At 66.8% G+C, this 22,281-nt stretch carries 18 protein-coding genes; 7 read left to right on the forward strand and 11 right to left on the reverse strand.

Annotated elements, in window-relative coordinates; genetic code table 11:
• Nucleotides 1–35: 35 nt before the first annotated feature.
• From ACZ2IA_RS13500 to ACZ2IA_RS13515, 4 genes are all read left to right on the forward strand, one after another.
• Nucleotides 36–884 (forward strand): putative selenate ABC transporter substrate-binding protein, encoded by an 849-nt coding sequence (locus ACZ2IA_RS13500; RefSeq protein ID WP_470293103.1) that lies wholly within the window; start codon nt 36–38, stop codon nt 882–884.
• Nucleotides 881–1,672 (forward strand): phosphonate ABC transporter ATP-binding protein, encoded by a 792-nt coding sequence (locus tag ACZ2IA_RS13505; RefSeq protein WP_470293104.1) that lies wholly within the window; start codon nt 881–883, stop codon nt 1,670–1,672. Before ACZ2IA_RS13500 ends, ACZ2IA_RS13505 begins: the two co-directional genes overlap by 4 nt.
• A complete protein-coding gene (phnE, locus tag ACZ2IA_RS13510; RefSeq protein ID WP_470293105.1) occupies nt 1,666–3,240 on the forward strand; it encodes a phosphonate ABC transporter, permease protein PhnE in 1,575 nt (524 codons plus the stop codon). The genes ACZ2IA_RS13505 and phnE overlap by 7 nt, the downstream gene beginning before the upstream one ends.
• An 84-nt stretch (nt 3,241–3,324) precedes the next feature.
• Nucleotides 3,325–3,648: an STAS domain-containing protein gene (locus tag ACZ2IA_RS13515; RefSeq protein ID WP_470293106.1), complete on the forward strand. Its 324-nt coding sequence runs from the start codon at nt 3,325–3,327 to the stop codon at nt 3,646–3,648.
• Between the two features lie 91 nt (nt 3,649–3,739).
• Here ACZ2IA_RS13515 and ACZ2IA_RS13520 read toward each other — a convergent pair whose 3' ends face one another.
• From ACZ2IA_RS13520 to ACZ2IA_RS13530, 3 genes are all read right to left on the reverse strand, one after another.
• Complete coding sequence (locus ACZ2IA_RS13520; protein WP_470293107.1) at nt 3,740–4,885, reverse strand: branched-chain amino acid ABC transporter substrate-binding protein; 1,146 nt, start codon at nt 4,883–4,885, stop codon at nt 3,740–3,742.
• A gap of 90 nt (nt 4,886–4,975) precedes the next feature.
• The gene (locus ACZ2IA_RS13525; protein ID WP_470293108.1) at nt 4,976–6,229 is read right to left on the reverse strand and encodes an NAD(P)/FAD-dependent oxidoreductase; all 1,254 of its coding nucleotides are present in this window, start codon (nt 6,227–6,229) and stop codon (nt 4,976–4,978) included.
• A gap of 1 nt (nt 6,230) precedes the next feature.
• A complete protein-coding gene (locus ACZ2IA_RS13530; RefSeq protein WP_470293109.1) occupies nt 6,231–7,232 on the reverse strand; it encodes a 4-hydroxyproline epimerase in 1,002 nt (333 codons plus the stop codon).
• Nucleotides 7,233–7,507: 275 nt separating this feature from the next.
• On the opposite strand from ACZ2IA_RS13530, the gene ACZ2IA_RS13535 reads away from it, so the two are divergent.
• The 3 genes from ACZ2IA_RS13535 (at nt 7,508) to ACZ2IA_RS13545 (ending at nt 10,675) form a co-directional block, all read left to right on the forward strand.
• Nucleotides 7,508–8,413 carry a dihydrodipicolinate synthase family protein gene (locus tag ACZ2IA_RS13535; protein WP_470293110.1) on the forward strand — a complete coding sequence of 302 codons (906 nt, stop codon included), beginning with the start codon at nt 7,508–7,510 and terminating at the stop codon, nt 8,411–8,413.
• Between the two features lie 11 nt (nt 8,414–8,424).
• Nucleotides 8,425–9,852, forward strand: a complete 1,428-nt coding sequence (locus tag ACZ2IA_RS13540) for an aldehyde dehydrogenase family protein (RefSeq protein ID WP_470293111.1) — start codon at nt 8,425–8,427, stop codon at nt 9,850–9,852.
• A gap of 100 nt (nt 9,853–9,952) precedes the next feature.
• Nucleotides 9,953–10,675 (forward strand): GntR family transcriptional regulator, encoded by a 723-nt coding sequence (locus ACZ2IA_RS13545; RefSeq protein ID WP_470293112.1) that lies wholly within the window; start codon nt 9,953–9,955, stop codon nt 10,673–10,675.
• Nucleotides 10,676–10,739: 64 nt separating this feature from the next.
• Here the strand turns inward: ACZ2IA_RS13545 and ACZ2IA_RS13550 are convergent, their stop codons facing one another.
• From ACZ2IA_RS13550 to ACZ2IA_RS13585, 8 genes are all read right to left on the reverse strand, one after another.
• Nucleotides 10,740–12,119, reverse strand: a complete 1,380-nt coding sequence (locus ACZ2IA_RS13550) for an EAL and HDOD domain-containing protein (RefSeq protein ID WP_470293113.1) — start codon at nt 12,117–12,119, stop codon at nt 10,740–10,742.
• Between the two features lie 45 nt (nt 12,120–12,164).
• Nucleotides 12,165–13,265 carry a chorismate synthase gene (aroC, locus tag ACZ2IA_RS13555; RefSeq protein WP_470293114.1) on the reverse strand — a complete coding sequence of 367 codons (1,101 nt, stop codon included), beginning with the start codon at nt 13,263–13,265 and terminating at the stop codon, nt 12,165–12,167.
• Nucleotides 13,266–13,436: 171 nt separating this feature from the next.
• Complete coding sequence (locus tag ACZ2IA_RS13560) at nt 13,437–14,801, reverse strand: 8-oxoguanine deaminase (RefSeq protein ID WP_470293115.1); 1,365 nt, start codon at nt 14,799–14,801, stop codon at nt 13,437–13,439.
• Nucleotides 14,802–14,959: 158 nt separating this feature from the next.
• Nucleotides 14,960–15,964 carry a xanthine dehydrogenase accessory protein XdhC gene (xdhC, locus tag ACZ2IA_RS13565; RefSeq protein WP_470293116.1) on the reverse strand — a complete coding sequence of 335 codons (1,005 nt, stop codon included), beginning with the start codon at nt 15,962–15,964 and terminating at the stop codon, nt 14,960–14,962.
• Nucleotides 15,961–18,297: a xanthine dehydrogenase molybdopterin binding subunit gene (xdhB, locus tag ACZ2IA_RS13570; RefSeq protein ID WP_470293117.1), complete on the reverse strand. Its 2,337-nt coding sequence runs from the start codon at nt 18,295–18,297 to the stop codon at nt 15,961–15,963. Before xdhB ends, xdhC begins: the two co-directional genes overlap by 4 nt.
• A 35-nt stretch (nt 18,298–18,332) precedes the next feature.
• Nucleotides 18,333–19,772: a xanthine dehydrogenase small subunit gene (xdhA, locus tag ACZ2IA_RS13575; RefSeq protein WP_470293118.1), complete on the reverse strand. Its 1,440-nt coding sequence runs from the start codon at nt 19,770–19,772 to the stop codon at nt 18,333–18,335.
• Nucleotides 19,773–20,210: 438 nt separating this feature from the next.
• On the reverse strand, nt 20,211–21,578 hold the full coding sequence (locus ACZ2IA_RS13580; RefSeq protein ID WP_470293119.1) for a nucleobase:cation symporter-2 family protein: 1,368 nt from the start codon (nt 21,576–21,578) through the stop codon (nt 20,211–20,213).
• A 173-nt stretch (nt 21,579–21,751) separates the two neighbouring features.
• A complete protein-coding gene (locus tag ACZ2IA_RS13585; RefSeq protein WP_470293120.1) occupies nt 21,752–22,258 on the reverse strand; it encodes an ureidoglycolate lyase in 507 nt (168 codons plus the stop codon).
• Between the last annotated feature and the right edge of the window lie 23 nt (nt 22,259–22,281).

The following is a 22,281-nucleotide window of genomic DNA, read 5'->3' on the forward strand; positions in this document are numbered from 1 at the left end:
CATACGGCGGCCTATCGTCCGCCCCGGAGCCCTTCATGACCCGACTGTCCACCACCCTGGCCAGCGCCGCGCTGTTGCTGTGCGCCGGCACCACCTTTGCCCAAGACGTGCTGCGTGTCTCCGCCATCCCCGACGAGGCCCCGACCGAACTGGCGCGCAAGTTCGCCCCGCTCGGCGCCTATCTCGAAAAAGAAACCGGCCTCAAGGTGCAGTTCATACCGGTGACCGACTACGCCGGCGTGGTCACCGCGCTGACCTCCGACAAGCTCGACATGGCCTGGCTCGGCGGTTTCACCTACGTGCAGGCCAAGGAACGCGGCAAGGTGATCCCGCTGGTGCAGCGCGAGGAAGACACCAAGTTCACCAGCAAATTCATCGCCAACACCGCGTCGGGCGTCAACAGCCTGAAGGACCTGAAGGGCAAGAACTTCGCCTTCGGTTCGGCGTCGAGCACCTCCGGCCACCTGATGCCGCGCTACTTCCTGCAGAAGGACGGCATCAAGCCGGAAACCTTCTTCAAGAACGTCGCCTACTCCGGCGCGCACGACGCCACCGTCGCGTGGGTCGCCTCGGGCAAGGTCGAGGGCGGCGTGCTGAACGCCTCGGTGTGGGACAAGCTGGTGGAAAGCCACAAGGTCGACCAGAGCAAGGTGAAGGTGATCGCCACCACCCCGCCGTACTACGACTACAACTGGACGGTGCGCGGCAACCTCGACCCGGCGCTGGTGAAGAAGATCACCGCCGCCTTCCTCAAGCTCGACCCGAAAGACCCCGAGCAGAAGAACATCCTCGAGCTGCAGCGCGCGACCCGTTTCGTGCCGACCAAGCCGGACAACTACCGCGGCATCGAGTCCGCCGCGCGTGAGGCGGGCCTGCTGAAGTGAGCCTGACGTTCGACCGGGTGAGCCTGTCGCTGGGCGGCTCACCCGTTTTGCACCAGATTTCGCTGGCGCTGGCCGACGGCGAGCAGGCGGCGCTGATCGGCCCGTCCGGTGCCGGCAAGACCAGCCTGCTGCTGCTCGCCAACACCGTACTGAAGCCCAACGCCGGCACGCTGACGCTGCTCGGCCAGACGCCGTGGGCGCTGCCGGCGCGCCGCCTGCGCGCGCTGCGCCGCGACATCGGCACCGTCTACCAGAGCCCGCCGCTGCCGCCGCGGCAGCGGGTGGTCAACGCGATCGCCGCCGGCCGGCTCGGCCGCCAGTCGCTGGCCGCCGCGCTCGGCCAGCTCCTGCTGCCGCACGACACCGCCGAAATCGAAGCTGCGCTCGGCCGGGTCGACCTGGCCGAGCGGCTGTGGGAGCGTTGCGACCAGCTGTCCGGCGGCCAGCGCCAACGCGTCGGCATCGCCCGCGCGCTCTACCAGGCGCCACGGCTAATGCTGGCCGACGAACCGGTATCGGCGCTCGACCCGCGGTTGGCCGAACAGACGGTGCGGCTGTTGACCGACGACGCGCGATCGCGCGGCGCGACGCTGCTGATGAGCCTGCACTCGGTCGAACTGGCGCTGGCGTTCTTTCCGCGCCTGATCGGCGTGCGCCAGGGCCGGGTGGTGTTCGACCTGCCGCGCGCGCAGGTCAGCGAGGCGCAACTGGCCGCGCTGTACGCCGACGAGCAGCCGGTCGAGCCATGGCCGGCCGCCGCCCCGCTGCCGCGGGAGCGGCCATGCTGAACCCGGCCCGCGACCCGGCGTTCGGCCAACGTTGCATCGCCACGCTGCTGCTCTTGGCGCTGCTCGCGCCGACCTTCGTGCTGACCGGCTTCGACCCGCTGGCGCTGCTCAGCGCCGACACCTTCCACGTCTGGCTCGGCTTCGTCGCCGGCTTCCTGCCGCCGGCGCACGACGGCTTCTTCCTCGGCGAAGTGCTGCACGAGACGGTGACCACGCTGGCCAGCGCCACGCTCGGCCTGGCGCTGGCGATCGCGATCGGCCTGCCGGCGGCGCTGGCGACCAGCCGGGCGCTCGACGCGGCGCGGCTGACTGACGAGCCGCCGTCCAGGTTGGCCGAAGCCGCCAAGAGCCTGCTGCGAGGCCTGCTGGTGGCGCTGCGCGGCGTGCCGGAAATCGTCTGGGCGCTGTTGTTCGTGCGCGCGGTCGGCCTCGGCTCGCTGCCGGCGGTGCTGGCGATCGGCGTCGCGTACGGCGGCATGCTCGGCAAGGTCTACGCCGAGATCCTCGAATCCCAACCGGCCGCCCCGGCGCAGGCGCTCGCCGCCAGCGGCGCCGGCCGGCTGGCGCGCTTCTTCTGGGCCGCGCTGCCGCAAGCGCTGCCGGAGCTGGTCAGCTACAGCGTCTACCGCTGGGAATGCGCAATCCGCGCCTCGGCGGTGATGGGCTTCGTCGGCGCCGGCGGCGTCGGCCAGCTGATCGACACCAGCCTGAAGATGCTCAACGGCGGCGAGGTCAGCACGCTGCTGCTGGTGTTCCTGCTGCTGGTCGCACTGACCGAGGCGATCAGCCGGCTGTGCCGCCACGCGCTCGACAGCCGCGCCGGCACGGTGACGATCGCTCTGGTGGCCTTCGCCTCTGTACTCGGCAGCTGGTGGTGGCTGCGCCAAGCCTGGCCGAACGACGCGTTCGACTTCGCCGCGGTCGGCCATTTCGCCCGCGAGTTCTTCCCGCCCGAGCACAATGCGGCGCTGCTCGCCAGCGCCGGACGCGGCGTGCTGGAGACGCTGGCGATGTCGCTGCTCGGCAGCGCGCTCGCCTTCGTCGGCGGCGCGCTGCTGGCGCTGCCGGCGGCCGGCCGCTTCGGCGTGACCTTGAAGGCGCTGTCGCGGCTGCTCTTGAACCTGCTGCGCGGCGTGCCGGACCTGTTGTGGGCAGCGCTGGCGGTGCTGGCGGTCGGCCTCGGCCCGGCGGCCGGGGTGCTGGCGCTGGCGCTGCATACCTCCGGGGTACTGGGCCGGCTGTTCGCCGAAACGCTGGAAAACGCCGCGCCGGAGCCGGAACGGGCGCTGCTCGCCGCCGGCGCCGGCCGCTTCGCCGCGTTCGCCTACGGCCAGCTGCCGCAGGTGCTGGCGCAGTGGATCGCGTACACACTGTACCGTTGGGAGAACAATATCCGCATCGCCACCGTGCTCGGCATCGTCGGCGCCGGCGGCATCGGCACCCAGCTGTATCTGGCGCTGTCGCTGTTCCAGCAGCGCACCGCGGCGACGCTGATCATCGCGATGCTGCTGTTGTCGTGGGCGGTCGAACTGCTCAGCCGGGCGTTGCGGCGACGGATGGAGAGCTAGCGCGAGTCACCGTGTCAGGAAGCTATAGTGTGGCATGAGGCGCGCCCCGTCGGGACGCTCGCCGATCACACGGAAGGAAGTGTGATGCTGATCCGCTTTGCCCAACAGCCGCCGTGGACGGTGGCCGAGTTGCTGGTCCATCGACTCGACGAAGTGAACTCCGGTGCGATCCTGGAGGCGTTCCTGCCGGTGCTGGAACAGCACCCGGATATCGTGTTCGAGCTGTCCCGGCTCGACTTCATCGACCCGACCGGCATCGCCACCTTGCTGGCGCTGCGCGAGCGGCTGGCGTCGGACTGCCGTTTTCGTCTCGCGGGCTCCAGCCCGGTACTGCAGCGACTGCAGGATCTGTCGCGCTTGCCGGCCACAATCGGCATCTATCCGTCGCTGGTGGCGGCCACCGCCTGAGCCTTTCCAAGCACTTGCCCGACACCACAACGCCGCCGCGGGTCCCCCTGCGGTGGCGTTATTGTTGGGCTTGGCCGAAGCACCCTCCCCTTTACTGCACCACCGACTGCACATCCCAATTGCTGCCGTTCACCTTCAGGATCGTCACCGGCGCCTTCTTCAGGTCACCCTTGCCATCGAAGCTGAAATCGCTGGTCACGCCCGAGTAGCTCAGCTTGGCGAGCACCGGCAGGTACTTGGCCGGCTCGACCGAGTCGGCCCGCTTCATCGCCTCGGCGACCATCATCGTACCGTCGTAGAACTGCGGGCCGAGCCGCACCACGTCCTGCTTGAAGCGCGCCCTGTAACGCGCCTCAAACGCCTTGCCCGCCGGCCGCGCCGCCAGCACGCCGCCCGGCACGCCGGCGTAGTTACCGGCCGCGTCCGAGCCGGCCAGGCTGATGAAGGTCGGCGTATCGAGCATGTCGCCGCCGAGCAGCCGTGCGTTGATGCCGAGCCGCTTCATCTGCTTGGCGATCGGCGCGGCCTGCGCGTCGGCGCCGCCGTAGAACACCACGTCCGGTTTCAGCGGCTTGATCGAGGTCAGGATCGCGGTGAAGTCGGTGGCCTTGTCGTTGGTGTACTCGCGCCGCGCCACCTTGCCGCCCTGCGCGCTCACCGCTCTGACGAACTCGTCGGCGATGCCTTGGCCGTAGGCGGTGCGGTCGTCGATCGCGACGATGGTCCTGGCCTTCAGCGTCTTCACCACGAATTGGCCGAGCGCGCCGCCGACCTGGCTGTCGCTGCCGACCAGCCGGAAGGTGGTCTTGTAGCCCTGCTGCGTGTATGTCGGGTTGGTCGACACCGACAGCTGTGGGATGCCGGCGTCCGAATAGATGCGCGAGGCCGGGATCGACACGCCGGAATTGAAGTGGCCGAGCACCGCCTTCACCCCCGAGTCGACCAGCCGCTGCGCCACCTGCGTTCCGATGCGCGGGTCGGCCTGGTCGTCCTCGGACACCAGCTCGAACCTGACCTTTTGCCCGGCGATGGTCAGGTTCTTGGCGTTCAGGTCGTCGATCGCCATCTTGGTGGCGTTCTCGTTGTCCTTGCCGTAGTGCGCCTGCGGGCCGGACAACGGCGACGCGAAGCCGATCTTCACCACCGTGTCGGCCTGGGCCGACGCGATCGCGAACGGCGCCATCATTCCGCCAAGCGCCAACACACACTGCAGACCGACGGGAAAGCGATGCTTCATGGTGCAACTCCTTCTCTGTAGACAAGGTTGGCCGAAGGCCGGGATGGCCGCCCGTGCATCGCGGGTGGCCGTGTTTTAAAGGGGCCGACCTCAGAAGCGGTCGAGCCGGTACGGCCGGATATCGATGTCGGGTACGGCACCGGCGACCAGGTCGCGGATCAGCGCGCCGGTGGTCGCGGCCAGCGTCAGGCCGAGGTGGCCGTGGCCGAACGCGAAGTACAGCCCGGCGACGTCGGGCGCCGGGCCGATCACCGGCACGGTGTCCGGCAGCGACGGCCTATTGCCCATCCAGACGCTCATCCCGTCGGTGCAGAACTCGCCGACGATGCGCTTGGCCTTGTCGATCAAGATGTGCGCACGGCGCCAGTCGGGCGGCGCATCGCGGCTGGCGAGCTCGACCGTGCCGGCCAGACGCAGCCCGCCATCGGCCATCGGCAGGATCACGAAGCTCTCGCTCGCGCATTGGATGAAGTGGTGCAGCGTCACCCCGGCGTGCGGCAGGGTGACGTGGTAGCCGCGCTCGCTCTGAAGCGGCATCCGGTAGCGGCGGGTGAAGCGGTCGCTCCAGACGCCGCAGGCGACCACCACCCGGTCGGCGCTCAGCCGCCCCTGCCCCGCCGTGTCGACCCCGACCACCCGACCGTGCTCGATCGCGAGACTGCCGACCTCCTGCTGCACGAAGCGTCCGCCCTCCCGCAGGAATGCGTCGAACAGGCCGCGGCTGAACAGGTACGGGTCGTCGACATGCGACCAGTCCAGCACGCGGATCGCGCATTGCCAGCCGCCGTTGAGCACCGGTTCGTGCTCGCGCAGCGCGCCGTTCGCCAGCCGCTCCCAGCCGACCCCGTGGCGGCGCTTCTCGTCCCAGCCACCTTGCGCTGCGGCCAGCTCCGCCGCGTCGCGGTACAGCGTCAGCGAGCCATGACGGCGCCACAGTGCCCCGACCCCGGCGCGTTCGATCAAAGGTTCATAGTCGGCGTTGACCCGCCCGAGCAGCGCCGCCAGCGCCCGGGTCAGCTCGGCGACCCGCCTGGGCCGACTGGCGGCGACGAAGCGCGCCAGCCACGGCGCCAAGCTGGGCAGATAACGCCAGCGCAGTGCCAGCGGGCCGAGCGGGTCGAGCATCCAGCCCGGCACCTTGGCGAGCACCCCCGGTTCGGCGAGCGGAATGATGTCGCTGATCGCGAACGCGCCGGCGTTGCCGTAAGAGGTCTCGCGCGCCGGCTCGCCGCGGTCGAGCAGCGTCACGTCGAAACCGGCCAGGCGCAGCTGCAGCGCGCAGGCGATGCCGACCACCCCCGCCCCGACGACGATCACCGATTCGGCCACATGCTCTGCCGCCATCTCAGGCCACCTCGAAGCCGTGCACGTACGGGTCGGCATCGTCGAGCAGGAGGCGGTTGTAGCCGGTGACCACCGCCCAGCCCTCGATGCTCGGCACGATCGCCGGGTAGTCGCCGACCGTGGTTTCCGCCTCGATGCGGCCGATGAACTGGCTGCCGATCAGGCTCTCGTGCACGAACGGCTCGCCCGGTTTCAGCAGGCCGCGGCCGTAGCGCTGCGCCAGCCGCGCCGAGGTGCCGGTGCCGCAGGGCGAGCGATCCAGTGCCGACTCGCCGTACAGCACCGCGTTGCGGCCATGCGCGCCCTCTGTGGTCGCCTCGCCGGTCCACTGCACGTGGCGCACGCCGCGGATGTTCGGATCGAGCGGGTGGACGATGTCGTAGCGGCGATTGAGCTCGTCGCGCAGTTCGCGGCCCATAGACACCAGCTGCGCCGGGCTGTAATCGGCCATGTCGCGGTAGTTGGCCTGGCGCTCGACGATCGGATAGAAGTTGCCGCCGTAGGCGATGTCGACGCGGATCTCGCCGAGCGCCGACAGCGCCACCGACACGTCGCGCAGGTACAGGAAGGACGGCACGTTGGTGATCCGCACCGACCTCACCTTGCGGCCGACCTGCGTGTAGTGCGCCACCACCTTGCCGGCCGGGGTGTCGAGATTCAGCACTCCTGGGGTCTTAGGCTCCACCACGCCGTGTTCGATCGCCAGCGTCACCACGCCGATGGTGCCGTGGCCGCACATCGGCAGGCAGCCGCTGGTCTCGATGAACAGCACCGCCACGTCGCAGTCGTCGCGGGTCGGCGGATACAGGAACGCGCCGGACATCTGCGCGTGGCCGCGCGGCTCGAACATCAGTCCGGTGCGCATCCAGTCGTAGCGCGCCAGGAAGTCCTGCCGGCGCTCGGCCTGGGTATCGCCGTGCAATGTCGGCGCGCCCTTTACCACCAGCCGCACCGGGTTGCCACAGGTGTGGCCGTCGATGCACTCGAATTCGCTCACTGCCATCTCGCTGCCTCCTCGGGTTTGCAACCACTGTAGGCAATGGCATTTTTGAATACAATAAAAATCGACGAAAAATCGAAATACAACACCGTTGCAGCGCAGCAAAATCTCGCAAAAACTGAGACAAAATGCCTATATTCATTGGATTTCAAGCGCAGCAATGCGATGAATACACGTTGAGTCTTGTCTGCAACAGCGCATTTTATGCATGCAATTACGGCAAATTTTGTATACATTTTTTGCAAAGCCCGACCGGGCCCACTGCCAAGGAGAGAGCAATGCACGCACGCTGGAAAGGGGTGTTCCCCGCCGTCACCACCAAGTTTCACGCCGACGAATCGCTGGACCTCGAAGCGACCCGCCGCCACATCGACTGGCAGATCGACTGCGGGGTCGACGGCATCATCCTCGCCGGCTCGCTCGGCGAGGCGTCGACGCTGAACGCCGACGAGAAGATCGCGCTGCTCGAGGCCGCGTTGGCCGAAGCGGCCGGCCGGGTGCCGGTGCTGCTGACCATCGCCGAGGACAGCACCCGCGACGCCTGCGCGCTGGCCCGCCGTGCCGAACAGGCCGGCGCGGCCGGGCTGATGGTGCTGCCGGCGCTGCGCTACGTGTCCGACGCCCGCGAGACGGTCAACCACTTCCGTCGCGTCGCCGCCGCCAGCAACCTGCCGATCATGGTCTACAACAACCCGCTCGCCTACGGCGTGGACGTGACCCCGGCGATGTTCGCCGAGCTCGCCGACGAGCCGCGCTTCGTCGCGATCAAGGAATCGTCCGGCGACGTGCGCCGCCTCACCGACCTGATCAACGTGGTCGGCGAGCGCTACGCGCTGTTCTCCGGCGTCGATGACCTGGCGCTGGAGAGCCTGCTGATGGGGGCCGACGGCTGGGTGGCCGGGCTGGTGGTGGCGTTCCCGAAGGAGACGGTGGCGATCTACCGGCTAGTCCAGGCTGGCCGGATCGACGAGGCGCGCGCGATCTACCGCTGGTTCGCGCCGCTCTTGCACCTGGACGTGTCGACCAAGCTGGTGCAGAACCTGAAGCTGGCCGAAGCGCTGATCGGCGTCGGTACCGAGCATGTGCGCGCGCCGCGGCTGCCGCTGGCCGGGGCCGAGCGCGAGCGGGTCGCCGGCATCATCCAGGCCGGCCTGGACCGCCGCCCCGCCCTGCCGGCGTTGTGAGGAGCCCCACGATGCATGCCAACCTGATCGGCGGCGAATGGCGAGAGAGCCGCGCCGTGCTGCTCAACGACAACCCGTCGGACCTAGCCGACCCTGTCGGCGAGTACGCGCAGGCCGACGCGGCGACGGTGCGCGAGGCGGTGGCCGCCGCGCGCGCCGCCCTGCCCGGCTGGCGCGCCACCACGCCGCAGCAGCGCGCCGACCTGCTCGAGCGGGTCGCCGCCGAGATCCTCGCGCGCCAGCGCGAGCTCGGCACCCTGCTGGCGCGCGAGGAAGGCAAGACCCTGACCGAAGCGGTCGGCGAGGTCGTGCGTGCCGGGCAGATCTTCCGCTTCTTCGCCGGCGAGGCCCTGCGGCTGGCGGGCGAGGCGCTGCCGTCGGTGCGGGCGGGGGTCGAGGTGATGGTGTCGCGCGAGCCGGTCGGCGTGGTCGGGCTGATCACGCCGTGGAACTTCCCGATCGCGATCCCGGCGTGGAAGGTGGCGCCGGCCCTGGCGTTCGGCAACACCGTGGTGCTGAAGCCGGCCGAACTGGTGCCGGGCAGCGCCTGGGCGCTCGCCGACATCCTGCAGCGCGCCGGCGTGCCGGCCGGGGTATTCAACCTGGTGATCGGCCCGGGTCGCGAGCTGGGCCCGGCGCTGCTCGACGCCGGCATCGATGCCTTGAGCTTCACCGGCTCGCAGGCGACCGGCCGTCAGCTGGCCGTCGACTGCGCGGCGCGCAGCATCAAGGTGCAGCTGGAGATGGGCGGCAAGAATCCACTGGTGGTGCTCGACGACGCCGATCTCGAGCTCGCGGTCGAGGCGGCGCTGAACGGCGCGTTCTATTCCACCGGCCAACGCTGCACCGCCAGCAGCCGGCTGATCGTCACTGCCGGCATCCACGACGCCTTCGTCGCCCGCTTGGCCGAACGCTGCGCCGCGCTGCGCGTCGGCCACGCACTGGCGCCGGACAGCCAGATCGGCCCGGTCGCGAGCGCCGACCAGCTCGCCAAGAACCTGGCGGCGATCGCCGACGCACGCCGGCACGGTGCCGAACTGTTATGCGGCGGAGAGCTGCTCGAGCGGCCGACCCGCGGCCATTACCTAGCGCCGGCGCTGTTTGCCGGTGGCGATCCGGCGCAGCCGCTGTACCGCGAGGAGATCTTCGGCCCGATCGCGGCGGTGATGAAGGCCGACGACTACGAGCACGCGCTGGCGCTCGCCAACGACACTCCATATGGCCTCGTCGCCGGCATCTGCACCGGCTCGCTGAAGCACGCCAGCCATTTCCGCCGCCACGCGGAGGCCGGCATGGTGATGGTCAACCTGCCGACCGCCGGGGTCGACTATCACGTGCCGTTCGGCGGCCGCAAGGCGTCGAGCTACGGCCCGCGCGAACAGGGGCGCTACGCCATGGAGTTCTACACCGCGGTAAAGACCACCTACGTCGCCGCATGACCCTTTTACCCTGGTGTTTCCACCTTACGCCCCCCGCACGGGGGCTTTTTTCTGCCGCGGCCCGCTGTGGTACTGTTAGCGCCTACTGAAAGAGAACACCATGTCCGACAAGCCCAGCGACGCACCGCGCCAAACCCTCACCTCCAGCACCGCCGACGCGCTGCGCCAGCGCATCCTCACCGGCGAATGGCCGGATGGCACCCAGTTGCGCCAGGTCGCACTGTCGCGCGAGCTGGGCATCAGCCGCGTACCGCTGCGCGAGGCGCTGCGCCAGCTCGAGGCCGAGGGTCTGGTCAGCATCAACGACCACCGCGGCGCGGTGGTGTCGCAGCTGTCGCTGGTCGAGATCGTCGAACTGCTGCGGGTTCGGGTGCTGCTCGAGTGCGATGTGCTGCTCGAGGCGATCCCACGCCAGACCCAGGCCGACCTCGACAAGGCCGAGGCGCTGCTCGCGCGCTTCGAAACCGCGCTAAAGGAAAAGGACGTCAACACCTGGGGCATCCTCAACGCCCAGTTCCACTTGGCGCTGTACCGGGCCGCCAACCGGCCGCAGACGCTGGCGCTGATCGAGCAGCTGCACAACCGTACCGACCGCTACACCCGGATGCAGATCCTGCTCACCGACTTCAGCGACCGCGCGCACCGCGAGCACACCGAACTGCTGGCGCTGTGCCGGTGCAAGGACGCGATCAGCGCCGCCGCCTTCCTGCGCCAGCACATCATCAACGCCGAAGAGGCGCTCGAAGCCTACTACCGCAGCCGCCAGGCCGAGAAGAAGCCGCGGCGCAGCCCGCGCCGCAAGCCGGCTACCACCGGCGAGTAGCCCACCAACGACAACGCCCCGCTTTGAGCGGGGCGCTGGCATTCCAGTCGGGGTTCAGCAAGGCTCAGCCGTCACCGTCGCCCAAGGTGCCCTGCTGCAGAATCTCTTGCGCCCACAGCACCGCTTCGGCGTAGTACTGGCTGATCTGCGCCGCGTCGCAGTCGAGCCGCTGCACCAAGGGGTCGATCTGCTCGACGTCGCCGGCCTCGCACGCCAGCGCCAGCGCGTAACGGTCGGCAAACGCGCCGCTGTGCTGCAGCAACGCCGCCTGTACCGGCGCCGGCAGGTCGAGCGGCTCGAGCGCAACCTCGAGCGGCTTGCCGAGCAAGGCGTCGAGCACCGAAAACATCCCGGTCAGGAACAGCTGCTCGCGCTCGACTCGACTGCGCACATTGCCGAGCTTTTCCATGAAGCGGGCGCGGATCAGCGACTTTTCCAGCAGGCCGAACGAGCGCGCGCACTCCTTCTTGGCGGTGAACAGCAGCATCGACAGCCACTTGAACAAGGTCTCGCGACCGAGCAGCAACAGCGACTCCTCGATGGTCTGCACTTCCTTGGCAAAGCCGTTGCTCGGCGTGTTGATGAAGCGCAGCAGCTTGAACAGCAGCACCGAGTCGCGCTTGAACTGCGCCTCGATCTGGCTGCTGTCGGTGTTGGCGCGCAATAGCCGCATGATCTCGAGGATGCGCAGCTGCTCGGTGTCGATCCGCTCGTTCTCGTCGAGGCTCTTCAACAGCGGCAGGATCGCGCCGTGGAACAGTGCGAACTGGCGCGCGCCGACGCCGTGCAGGCACAGGTCGAGCTCTTCGGCCGAGCCGATGTTGAACCCGATCCAGCGCGCCTTGGGATAGCGCTGCGGCAGCTGCTCGAGGAACGGCTCCAGCACCTGCGGTGCCGGCGCGGCGAAGTCGACGATGAAGAAGTTCATCCGGCGAAACAGCTCGAACTGCTCGGCATCAAAGCGTGCCGGCTCCAGCGCGAAGCGATAGCCATAACTCTGCAAGCGGTCGAGCCGCTCCAGCAGCGGCCGATCGAGCGCCTCGCCGGCCAGCGGCGGTTCGAGCCGGTAGATCACGCTCGTCGCCGGCAGCTCGGTCAACAGCGCATCGTCCAACGCGTGCAGCGACACCGGCACGAAGGCCTTGCGGTACGCGAGCAACTTGCCGACGTCGAGGTTCTTCAGCGTGCCGAGCATCAACCGGTCGAACTCGGCCTGCTGGAGCGCCGAGTTAAGCGGCCGTTTGCCGCGCCGCACCGACAACGCGTACGCCACCACCTTCAGCTGCTTGTCGTAGAGCGGCTGATGCGACACGAAGCCGAGCGACGGCGGCAGCTCGGCCGCTTCTGCCTCTACCGGCGCGCCGGCGGGCGTGCCGGCCGAGGGTTCGGTTTCACGTTGGCGGCCAAAGCCGCTAGTCAGACCTTCGAGCAGGTGTTTGAGCATAGACCTGTAAAAAAATAAAAACGGCAGCCCAAGGCTGCCGATCGGTTATGGCTGACGGGCCGCGATACGTGGCGTCGTCACCACCACATCGCCGCACTGCGCACGGTGCCGCAATGCATGATCGATCAGCGTCAGCGCCAACATCGCCTCGGCGATCGGCGTAGCGCGGATACCCACGCAAGGGTCGTGGCGGCCGTGCGTTTCCATCTGCACCGGATTACCCTGTTTATCGATAGATCGGCGCGGCGTGGCAATACTGGAGGTCGGTTTGATCGCAATCGACACCTCGATGTCCTGGCCGGTGGAAATGCCGCCCAGAATACCGCCGGCATGGTTGCTGGCAAAGCCGGTCGGCGTCAGTTCGTCGCCGTGCTCGGAGCCGCGCTGCGTAACGCTGCCGAAGCCGGCACCGATCTCGACGCCCTTCACCGCGTTGATGCTCATCATCGCGTAGGCGATATCGGCGTCCAGACGATCGAATACCGGCTCACCCCAGCCCACCGGTACATTCTCGGCGACGACGCGCAGCTTGGCGCCGACCGAATCGAGGCTCTTGCGGATGCTGTCCATATACGCCTCCAGCTCGTCGACCACGCTGCTGTCGGCGGCAAAGAAGGGGTTGGTCGGCACATCGTCCCAGCTCTTGAACGGGATCACCTTTTCACCAATTTGGCTCATGTGGCCGCGAATTACAATGCCATATTTCTCGGCCAACCATTTCTTGGCGATCGCGCCGGCGGCCACCCGTACCGCGGTCTCACGCGCCGAGCTGCGCCCGCCGCCGCGGTAGTCGCGGATGCCGTACTTATGCCAGTAGGTGTAATCGGCGTGCCCCGGGCGGAAGGTATCGGCGATATTGCCGTAGTCCTTGCTGCGCTGGTCGGTGTTGCGGATCAGCAGCGCGATCGGCGTGCCGGTGGTCTTGCCTTCGAACACGCCGGACAGGATCTCGACCGTATCCGGCTCGCGACGCTGGGTAACGTGACGGCTGGTACCCGGCTTGCGGCGGTCGAGTTCGGCCTGGATGTAGGCCTCGTCGATTTCCAGCCCCGGCGGGCAGCCATCCACCACGCAGCCGATCGCCGGCCCATGGCTTTCGCCGAACGAGGTTACGGTAAACAGCAGGCCAAAAGTGTTCCCTGACATGGCAATCCCTAAGTCTTATGCATTGATTTATTGCCAACGATTCTAGCACGACAGATTGCCCGGCTGTTCGACGCCGATCATGGACAAAAAGCGGCAAATCCGCTGCTTAGCCAATAAAAAAGGCCAACCCCGGACGAGGTTGGCCTAAGCATACGGGAAGAGGAAAAGCGCTTACGGCGCGGCGTTGATCAGCTCGCGCGCCAGCGCGTTGTGGCGGCCGATCAGCGGCACCATTTCTACGGTGGTCAGGCGACCGTTGTCGATCACCTGGCGGCCGTTTATGAAGCTGTTGGTCACGTTGGCCGAAGCGCAGAACACCAGCGCGGCGAGCGGGTCGGACAGGCCGCCGGAGAAGCCGAGCTGGTTCAGGTCGAAGGTGATGAAGTCGGCGGCGTAGCCCGGCGACAGCTGGCCGATGTCGTCGCGGTTCAACACACCGGCACCACCGCGGGTCGCCATCCACAGCGCCTCGCGCGCGGTCAGCGCGCCCGGGTCGGTACGGCCGACGCGCTGCAGCAGCATCGCCTGGCGCGCCTCGTTGAGCAGGTGGCCGCCGTCGTTCGACGCGCTGCCGTCCACGCCCAGGCCGACCTTCACGCCGGCGTCGAGCATGCCGCGGATCGGGGCGATGCCGGAGGCCAGGCGCATGTTCGAGCACGGGCAGTGCGCCACGCCGGTGCCGGTGCGCGCGAACAGCTCGATCCCTTCGGCGTCCAGCTGCACGCAGTGCGCGTGCCAGACATCGTGACCGACCCAGCCGAGGTCCTCGACGTACTCGGTCGGCGTCTTGCCGAACACTTCGCGCGAGAAGTCGATGTCCTTGTAGTTTTCCGCCAGGTGGGTGTGCAGGGACACGCCGTACGAGCGCGCCAAGCTGGCCGCCTCGCGCATCAGGTCGGTGGTCACCGAGAACGGCGAACACGGCGCCAGCACGATACGGGTCATCGCGAAACGCTCGGCGTCATGATAGGCCTCGACCAGACGGCGCATGTCGGTGAGGATCGCGTCCTCTTCCTCGACCACGCGGTCCGGCGGCAGCCCGCCCTTGCTTTCGCCCAGGCTCATCGCGCCGCGGCTGGCGTGGAAACGCATGCCGATCTCGGTAGCGGCTTCGATCGCGTCGTCGAGGCGGCAGCCGTTCGGATAGATGTAGAGGTGGTCCGAGGCGGTGGTGCAACCGGACAGCAGCAGCTCGGCCATCGCGGTCTGGGTCGACACGCGGATCATCTCCGGGGTCAAGCCGGCCCAGATCGGGTACAGCGCCTTCAGCCAGTCGAACAGCTCGCAGTCCTGCGCCGGTTTGATCACCCGGGTCAGCGACTGGTACATGTGGTGGTGGGTGTTGACCAGACCCGGCAGCACCAGGTGGTCGGTCAGGTCGACCACGCGGTCGGCCGTCTCGTTGGCGAGCTCGGCGGTGGTGCCGACGCGCACGATGCGGTTGTCCTCGACCAGCAGGGCAGCGTCGGCGATTTCGCGGCGCGCGTCGTCCATGGTGGCGAGGGTATGAATATGGGTAAACAGAGTACGGGTCATGACAGCCTTCTCGATCAAGAATTTGCCGAAACCCTTGGACGTCGGTTGGCGGGCTTCGGCTCGTTGGTCAGATAAACCAGCGGACTGAAGCGCGTACCGGCGCAGGAGGGAAGAGAAAAACCGTCGCGTCCCTCCCGAAACACGACGGTCTGCAAAGCTTAACGCCGCGGCATCGCCTCGGTGAGCCGGCTGGCCTCGAAACGCTGCAACAGCTGCGCGGCCACCGCCACCGCGATCACCGCCGGCTCCTTGCCGGCAATGCCGCCGACACCGATCGGACAGGTCAGCTGCCGATCGATGCTGTCGGTGCTCAGCCCCTTGTCGCGCAGGCGGCGCACGAAGCTCGCCCGCTTGGACTTGGAACCGATCAGGCCGACGTAGGCCGCGTCGTCGCGGCGCAGCACCGCTTCGAGGATGTCGAAGTCGAGCGTGTGGCTGTGCGTCAGGATCAGCCAGTAGGCACCGGCCGGCTGACGCGCCACGTCGCCCTCGTCGCCGAATTCGGCGACGACGTTGCCCGGCAGCGACGCCGGGAACACGTCATCGCGCGGGTCGAGCCAGGTGACGTGACACGGCAGCGCCGACAGCACGTGCACCAGCGCCTGGCCGACGTGGCCGGCACCGTACAGCACCACCTGCAGCGTCGCCGGATGCACCACGTCGATCAGCCATTCGGCATCATCGAGCCGCAGCAGCCGGGTCTCCCCGACTTCGTCGCGTTCGGCCAACGTCAGAGGCGCGCTCGACTGCAACGGCACTTGGCGCACCAGCGTCTGGCGTGCCCGATCGGCGAGCGCCAGCTGCTGCAGCCAGTCGGCATCGGCAGCGTCGATCAGTTCGAACGCCAGATGCGCGACGCCGCCGCAGCACTGCCCCAGGCTCGCGCCCAGCGACATGCGCACCCGCAGCCGGCGTGGCGCGGCCGCATCGGCTGCCGCCTGCGCCAGGATCGCACGCGCCTCGTCGATCGCCCGAAACTCCAGCATGCCGCCACCGATGGTGTCGGCCTGCCAGTCGCTCCCGACCACCATCCGGGCACCGGGACGACGCGGGGTGGAGCCTTCGGCCCGCGCGACCGTCACCAGCACCGCCGGCTCGCCGGCCGCTTGCGCGGCGCCGAGCACGGCGAGCCAGTTGGCGCCGGTTGCCGGGCGAAAGCTCATGCCGTCACCTTCTCCAGTTGCTTCGCGCGCGCCTCTGCCTGCACCACCTCGATCGTGTTCAGGATCGCTTCGGCGGTGGCCGGGGCGTTCAGCGGCGGCGCCACACGGCCTTCGCCGAGCGAGGCGATCGCGTCGCGGATCGCGAGGAACACCGACATGCCCAGCGGCAGCGGCGGTTCACCCAGCGCCTTGGAGCGGTAGATGCTCTCTTCGGCGTTGCTGTTCTCGAACAGCTTCACGTTCATCACCGGCGGGCAGTCGGACACGGCCGGAATCTTGTAGGTGGACGGAGCGTGCGTCATCAGCTTGCCGTCCTTGTTCCACCACAGCTCCTCGGTGGTCAGCCAACCCATCCCCTGGATGAAGCCGCCCTCGATCTGGCCGATGTCGATCGCCGGGTTGATCGAGCTGCCGGCGTCGTACAGGATGTCGGCGCGGGTCAGGCGGTTTTCGCCGGTCAGCGTATCGACGATCACTTCCGAGCAGGCGGCGCCGTACACGAAGTAGAAGAACGGGCGGCCGGTCAGCGTGGCGAAGTCGTAGTGGATCTTCGGCGTGCGGTAGAAACCCGACGACCACAGCGGCACGCGGCCGGTGTAGGCGACGCGAACGAACTCGTCGAACGGTACCGATGCCTTGTCGCCGCAGATCACCTGGTTGTCGCGGAACTTCACCTCGTCGGTGGTGCAGCCGTACTTGGTCGCAGCGAACTCGGCCAGCGCAGCCTTGATCTTCACCGCGGCGTCCTGAGCGGCCTTGCCGTTCAGGTCGGTACCGGTCGACGCGGCGGTCGCCGAGGTGTTCGGTACCTTGGAGGTATCGGTCGCCGACACGCGCACGCGGGCGAAGTCAATGCCCAGTTCCTCGGCCACCACTTGAGCGACCTTGGTGTTCAGGCCCTGGCCCATTTCGGTGCCGCCGTGGTTGATCAGCACCGAACCGTCGGTGTAGATGTGCAGCAACGCACCGGCCTGGTTGAACTGGGTGGCGGTGAACGAGATACCGAACTTCACCGGCACCAGCGACAGGCCCTTCTTCAGCACCGGGCTGGTGGCGTTGAACGCGTCGATCTCGGCACGGCGCTTCTGGTATTCCGAATTCGCCTCGAGCTGGCCGACCAGTTCATGGATCACGTTGTCTTCCACCGTCATCTGATACGGGGTGACGTTGCGTTCGGTCTTACCGTAGAAGTTGACCTTGCGCACCTCCAGCGGATCCTTGCCGAGCTTGCGGGCGATGTCGTCGATCACGTACTCGATCGCGATGATGCCCTGTGGGCCGCCGAAGCCGCGGAACGCGGTGTTCGACTGGGTGTTGGTCTTGGCACGGATCGACAGGATATCGAAGGTGTCGAGGTAGTAAGTGTTGTCAGAGTGGAAGATCTGACGGTCGCCCACCGGGCCGGACAGGTCGGCCGAAAAGCCGCAACGCAGCTGATACTGGAACTTCACGCCGAGGATGCGGCCGTCGTCGTCGTAACCGACGTCGAACAGCGCACGGAAGTCGTGGCGCTTGCCGGTGATCATCATGTCGTCGTCGCGGTCGGCGCGCAGCTTAACCGGCTTGCCGGTTTGGCGCGCGAGAATGGCCGCCACGGTGGCGAAGTACCACGACTGGGTCTCCTTGCCGCCGAAACCGCCGCCCATGCGGCGACACTCGACCTTGATGCCGTGCACCGGCTGGCCGAGCGCGTGCGCGACCATGAACTGCATTTCCGACGGGTGCTGGGTCGAGCAGTAGACGTGCATGTCCTGGTCTTCGCCCGGCAGCGCGTAGGCGATCTGACCTTCCAGGTAGAACTGCTCCTGGCCGCCGACGTAGAAGTCGCCGTCATGGCGGTGCGGTGCACCGGCCAGCTTGGCGTCGACGTCGCCGCGGGCGATATGGACCGGCGGCAGCACGTAGGACTTTGCTTCGGCGCCCTGCTCGGCGGTCAGGATCGCCGGCAGGTCTTCGTATTCGACGCGGGCCAGCTTGGCGGCGCGGCGCGCCAGGTCGTGGCTGGTCGCCGCAACGGCGAACATCGGCTGGCCGACGTACAGGGTTTCACCGTCGGCGAACACCGGCTCGTCGTGCAGGAACGGGCCGAGGTATTTGTCGCCCGGCACGTCGTCGAGGGTGATCACGGCGATGACGCCCGGCGCGCTCTTCACGGCCGACAGGTCCATCGACTTGATCTTGGCATGCGCCTTGGCGGACAGACCCATCGCGGCGTGCAGCGTGCCGCTGCGCTCGGGGATGTCGTCGGTGTAGTTGGCACGACCGGTCACGTGCAGATGGGCGCTTTCGTGAAACAGCGACTGGCCAACGGTGCGGTGTTGAATGTTTTGCATGGTAGTTCCTCTATCTCTGATTCGTATCTTGGCGATCACACACGGGTGTCAGCCGCGCCGGTAGATTCAAGATAGAACCGCAACAGCAGGTTCTTAGCCGTCTTGATACGATAGTCGCTGGAAGCGCGCATGTCGGTCATCGGGCGGTAATCGTCGCCCATCGCCTCCATCGCGGCGCGCACCGTTTCTTCGGCCCAGGCCTGGCCGTTCAGCGCCTTCTCGGTGGCAAGCGCACGCTTCGAGGTGGCGGCCATGCCGCCGTAGGCGATGCGGGCTTCGACCACCTTGCCGCTGTCGAGGCGCAGCGAGTAGGCACCGCATACCGCCGAGATGTCCTGGTCGAAACGCTTGGACAGCTTGTAGGTCGCCACCGCCTGGTCGGCGCGGCGTTTCGGCACGATGATCGCTTCGACGAACTCGCCTGGCTCGCGGTCCTGCTTGCGGTAGTCGAGGTAGAGGTCTTCCAGTGCCAGCTCGCGACGGCGTTCGCCCTTGCGCAGCACCACGCGGGTGCCGATGGCGATTAGGATCGGCGCCGAGTCACCGATCGGCGAGCCGTTGGCAACGTTGCCGACCAGCGTGCCGGAGTTGCGGATCGGCATCGACGAGAAGCGTTTCCACATCTCTTCCACTTCCGGGTATTCCTTGACCAGCACCGGGAACGCGTCGTTGAGCAGCGAGGCGGCGTTGATGCGGATCTCGCCGTCGCTCTGCTCGATGGTCTTCAGTTCCTCGACGTTGCCGAGGTAGATGACGGTCTGCAGCGTCATCAGGTGTTTGGTCACCCACAGGCCGACGTCGGTACCACCGGCGAGGATGATCGCGTCAGGGTACTGTTCGTAGAGAGAGGCCAGTTCGGCGGTGGTCGCCGGCGCGAAGAAGCGCTGGCCGTTGCCTTCGAGCGCCACGGTGCGGTCCGGACGGATCGCCTTGAGCTGTTCGGTGAGGGAGGCAATGTCGAGGTTGACCGCCGGGTAGTCGCCCATGGCCTGGACCGCGTCGATGATCGGACGGTAGCCGGTGCAGCGGCACAGGTTGCCCGACAGGTTGTCGAGCACCTCGTCTCGGCACGGCTTGACGTCGCCGTTCTGGTACATGGTGTACATCGACATCACGAAGCCCGGAGTGCAGAAACCGCACTGCGAACCGTGGCAATCGACCATCGCCTGCTGGACCGGGTGCAGGCTGCCGTCCGGCTGGGCGACGCCTTCGACGGTCCAGATCGCCTTGCCGTCGAGCGTCGGCACGAAACGGATGCACGCGTTGATGGCGCGGAAGTGCACCTGGCCATCGGCCTCGAGGGTGGCCTCGGTAACGGTGCAGGCACCGCAGTCACCCTCGGCACAGCCTTCCTTGGTGCCGGTCGCGCCGACGTCCTCGCGAAGGTAGGTCAGCAGCGTCTGGGTGGGCGACGTCGGCACCACTTCATGCAGCTGGCCGTTCAGCAAAAACCGGACTGTTGTACGGTGAGTCATGTCATTCTCCTCTTCCTGTTCCGCCGGGTCGTTTTCTGATGGCACAACGCCGGCGCTGTTACGGCTGCAACCGGCAGGAACTTGCGTTCCCGCGATGGCTGGCCCCTCCTGCTGTTGGCCGCCGTTCTGGAAGAAGGTTGGCCGAACGGCCTCCCGGACTCCGATGGTGATACCACGATGCAGGACACTAGTCGAAAACTCGGATACTGCAGCAATCCCGGCCCTGACGAACCGGGTAACGACTATACCTGTTCTTGGATGCAATCCAGCCCGCCAGGGCTGGGGTAACTCCATTCGGTTGCCGGACAATGCCGTCCGACAGCCGGATGAATTCACCGCTAAGTGCCGGCGGCTTCAGCAGAAACCGCCGGCAATCACTCCATGCAAAATATCTTAATGCAGTAGCAATGTCATCATCTGTTCACTCGACGAACGGACTTAATGCGACACCCCGCCGGCGTTGGGCACCAATACTTCACCGTGGCCGGCCTCGGCCGCCGCTTCCTTAGCACCATTAAAGTATAGATTCAAGCCCACCGCCGTCAGCGTCGCAAGCAGGATGCCGCTGTGCAGCAGCGGGGCGAGTGCTTTCGGCATCTGGTGGAAGAATTCCGGCGACACGGTCGGGATCATCGCCATGCCGATGCTGATCGCCACGATGTACATATTGTGGCGATTGCTCACGTAGTCCACCTTGCCCAGGATCTTGATACCGGTCGCCAGCACCATGCCGAACATCACGATGCCGGCGCCACCGAGCACGAAGGTCGGGATCGACGCCACCAATACCGACATCTTCGGCACCAGACCAAAGGTCAGCAGAATCGCGCCGGCCATCACCCCCACCCAGCGGCTACGCACGCCGGTCACGCCAACCAGGCCGATGTTCTGCGAGAACGAGGTGTGCGGGAAGGAGTTGAACAGGCCACCGATCACCGTGCCGAGCGCGTCGACGTTCAGGCCGCGCACCAGCGATTTCTGATCGACCGGACGCTCCACCAGTTCACCGAGCGCCAGGAACATCCCCATCGATTCGATAAAGGTGATCAGCATCACCACCGTCAGCGTCAGCACCGACCACAGCTCGAACTTCGGCAGGCCGAACTGGAACGGCATGATCGGGGCGAACCAGGCCGCTTGCGCCAGGCCGTCGAAGCTAACCTTGCCCAACGCCAGCGCGATCACGAAGCCGAAGCCCATGCCGAGCAGCACCGCGATGTTACTGAAGAAGCCCTTCACATAGCGGGTGATCAGCAGGATGAACACCAGCACCGCCAGCGAGGTACCCAGGTAGACGGGGTTACCGAAGTCAGGGTTGCCACGACCACCGGCCGCCCAGTTGATGCCCACGCCGATGATCGACAGACCGATCGAGGTGATCACGATGCCGGTAACGACCGGCGGGAAGAAACGGATGACCTTCCCGACCAGTGGAACCAGGCAGAGCGAGATCAGGCCGGCGGCGATGGTCGCGCCATAGATACCTTGCAAACCAAGTGACGGGTTGGTGCCGATCGCGATCATCGGACCGACGGCGGCGAAGGTCACCGCCATGATCACCGGCAGACGAATGCCGAACTTGCCGATACCGATGCACTGCAACAGCGTGACGACCCCGCAACAAAACAGGTCGGCACTGATCAGAAAGGCGATCTGCTCCTTGGGCAGGTGCAGCGCACCGCCAATGATTAGCGGTACAGCCACCGCACCGGCGTACATCACCAGCACGTGCTGCAGACCTAGGGTAAACAGCTGGCCAAGCGGCAGCTTTTCATCCACCGGGTGAACGGCCTGATTCTCACTCATGCATTTCTCCTTGGTATTTTGACCAGACAGCTATTGATCTTGAGTGTGCTGTCTTGTTGGCTGGCCTAAGCGGCCGGAAAGGCGGAACAACTGTGCATGAACAGCCGCCCCACCGAAAATCAGACGTAAAGCAACTCCTGGTAAGCTGGGGCTTGGATTAAGCGAACGCCGGATCAGGCGTTCTTGCCCTTCAGTTGGTAAACCTGTTTGAGATCGACTTCGTCGCAGTTGTGACCCGGGCCGACGCGGTCGACCACGATGAAGTCGCCAACTTGGCCGATGGTGACCAGCGGGTGGTGCCAGGTGCCGCGGAAGTAGTTCACGCCCTGGTTACCCTCGACGTAGAACGCCTTCAGGCCGGACTCGTCGGGATTGCCGTCCGCGCCAGTTGGGGCGACCACGACGACGAATGGGGCATTGCTACACGGGATGAAGGCCTGACTGCCGAGCGGGTGGCGCTCCAGCATCTTCACTTCCAGCGGGAAATTGAATGCGTCGCCACGCGCCATGCTGATGGCAACCTGGCCGCCTTCGCCAACTACGTCGGCAAGGCCGAGCTTGTGATAACGCTGGGTGGTGCCGTTGTTGATCGGAAACCAGTCGCTGCCCGCGATTTCGATCACTTCGCCGAACGGGGCGAAGGCTTCTTTGGTCAGCGCTTCAAGTTTCAACGTAACCATGGTGGTGGTCTCCTCTATTTTGA

The sequence above is a fragment of the Crenobacter sp. CS_VA4 genome (assembly GCF_055597485.1).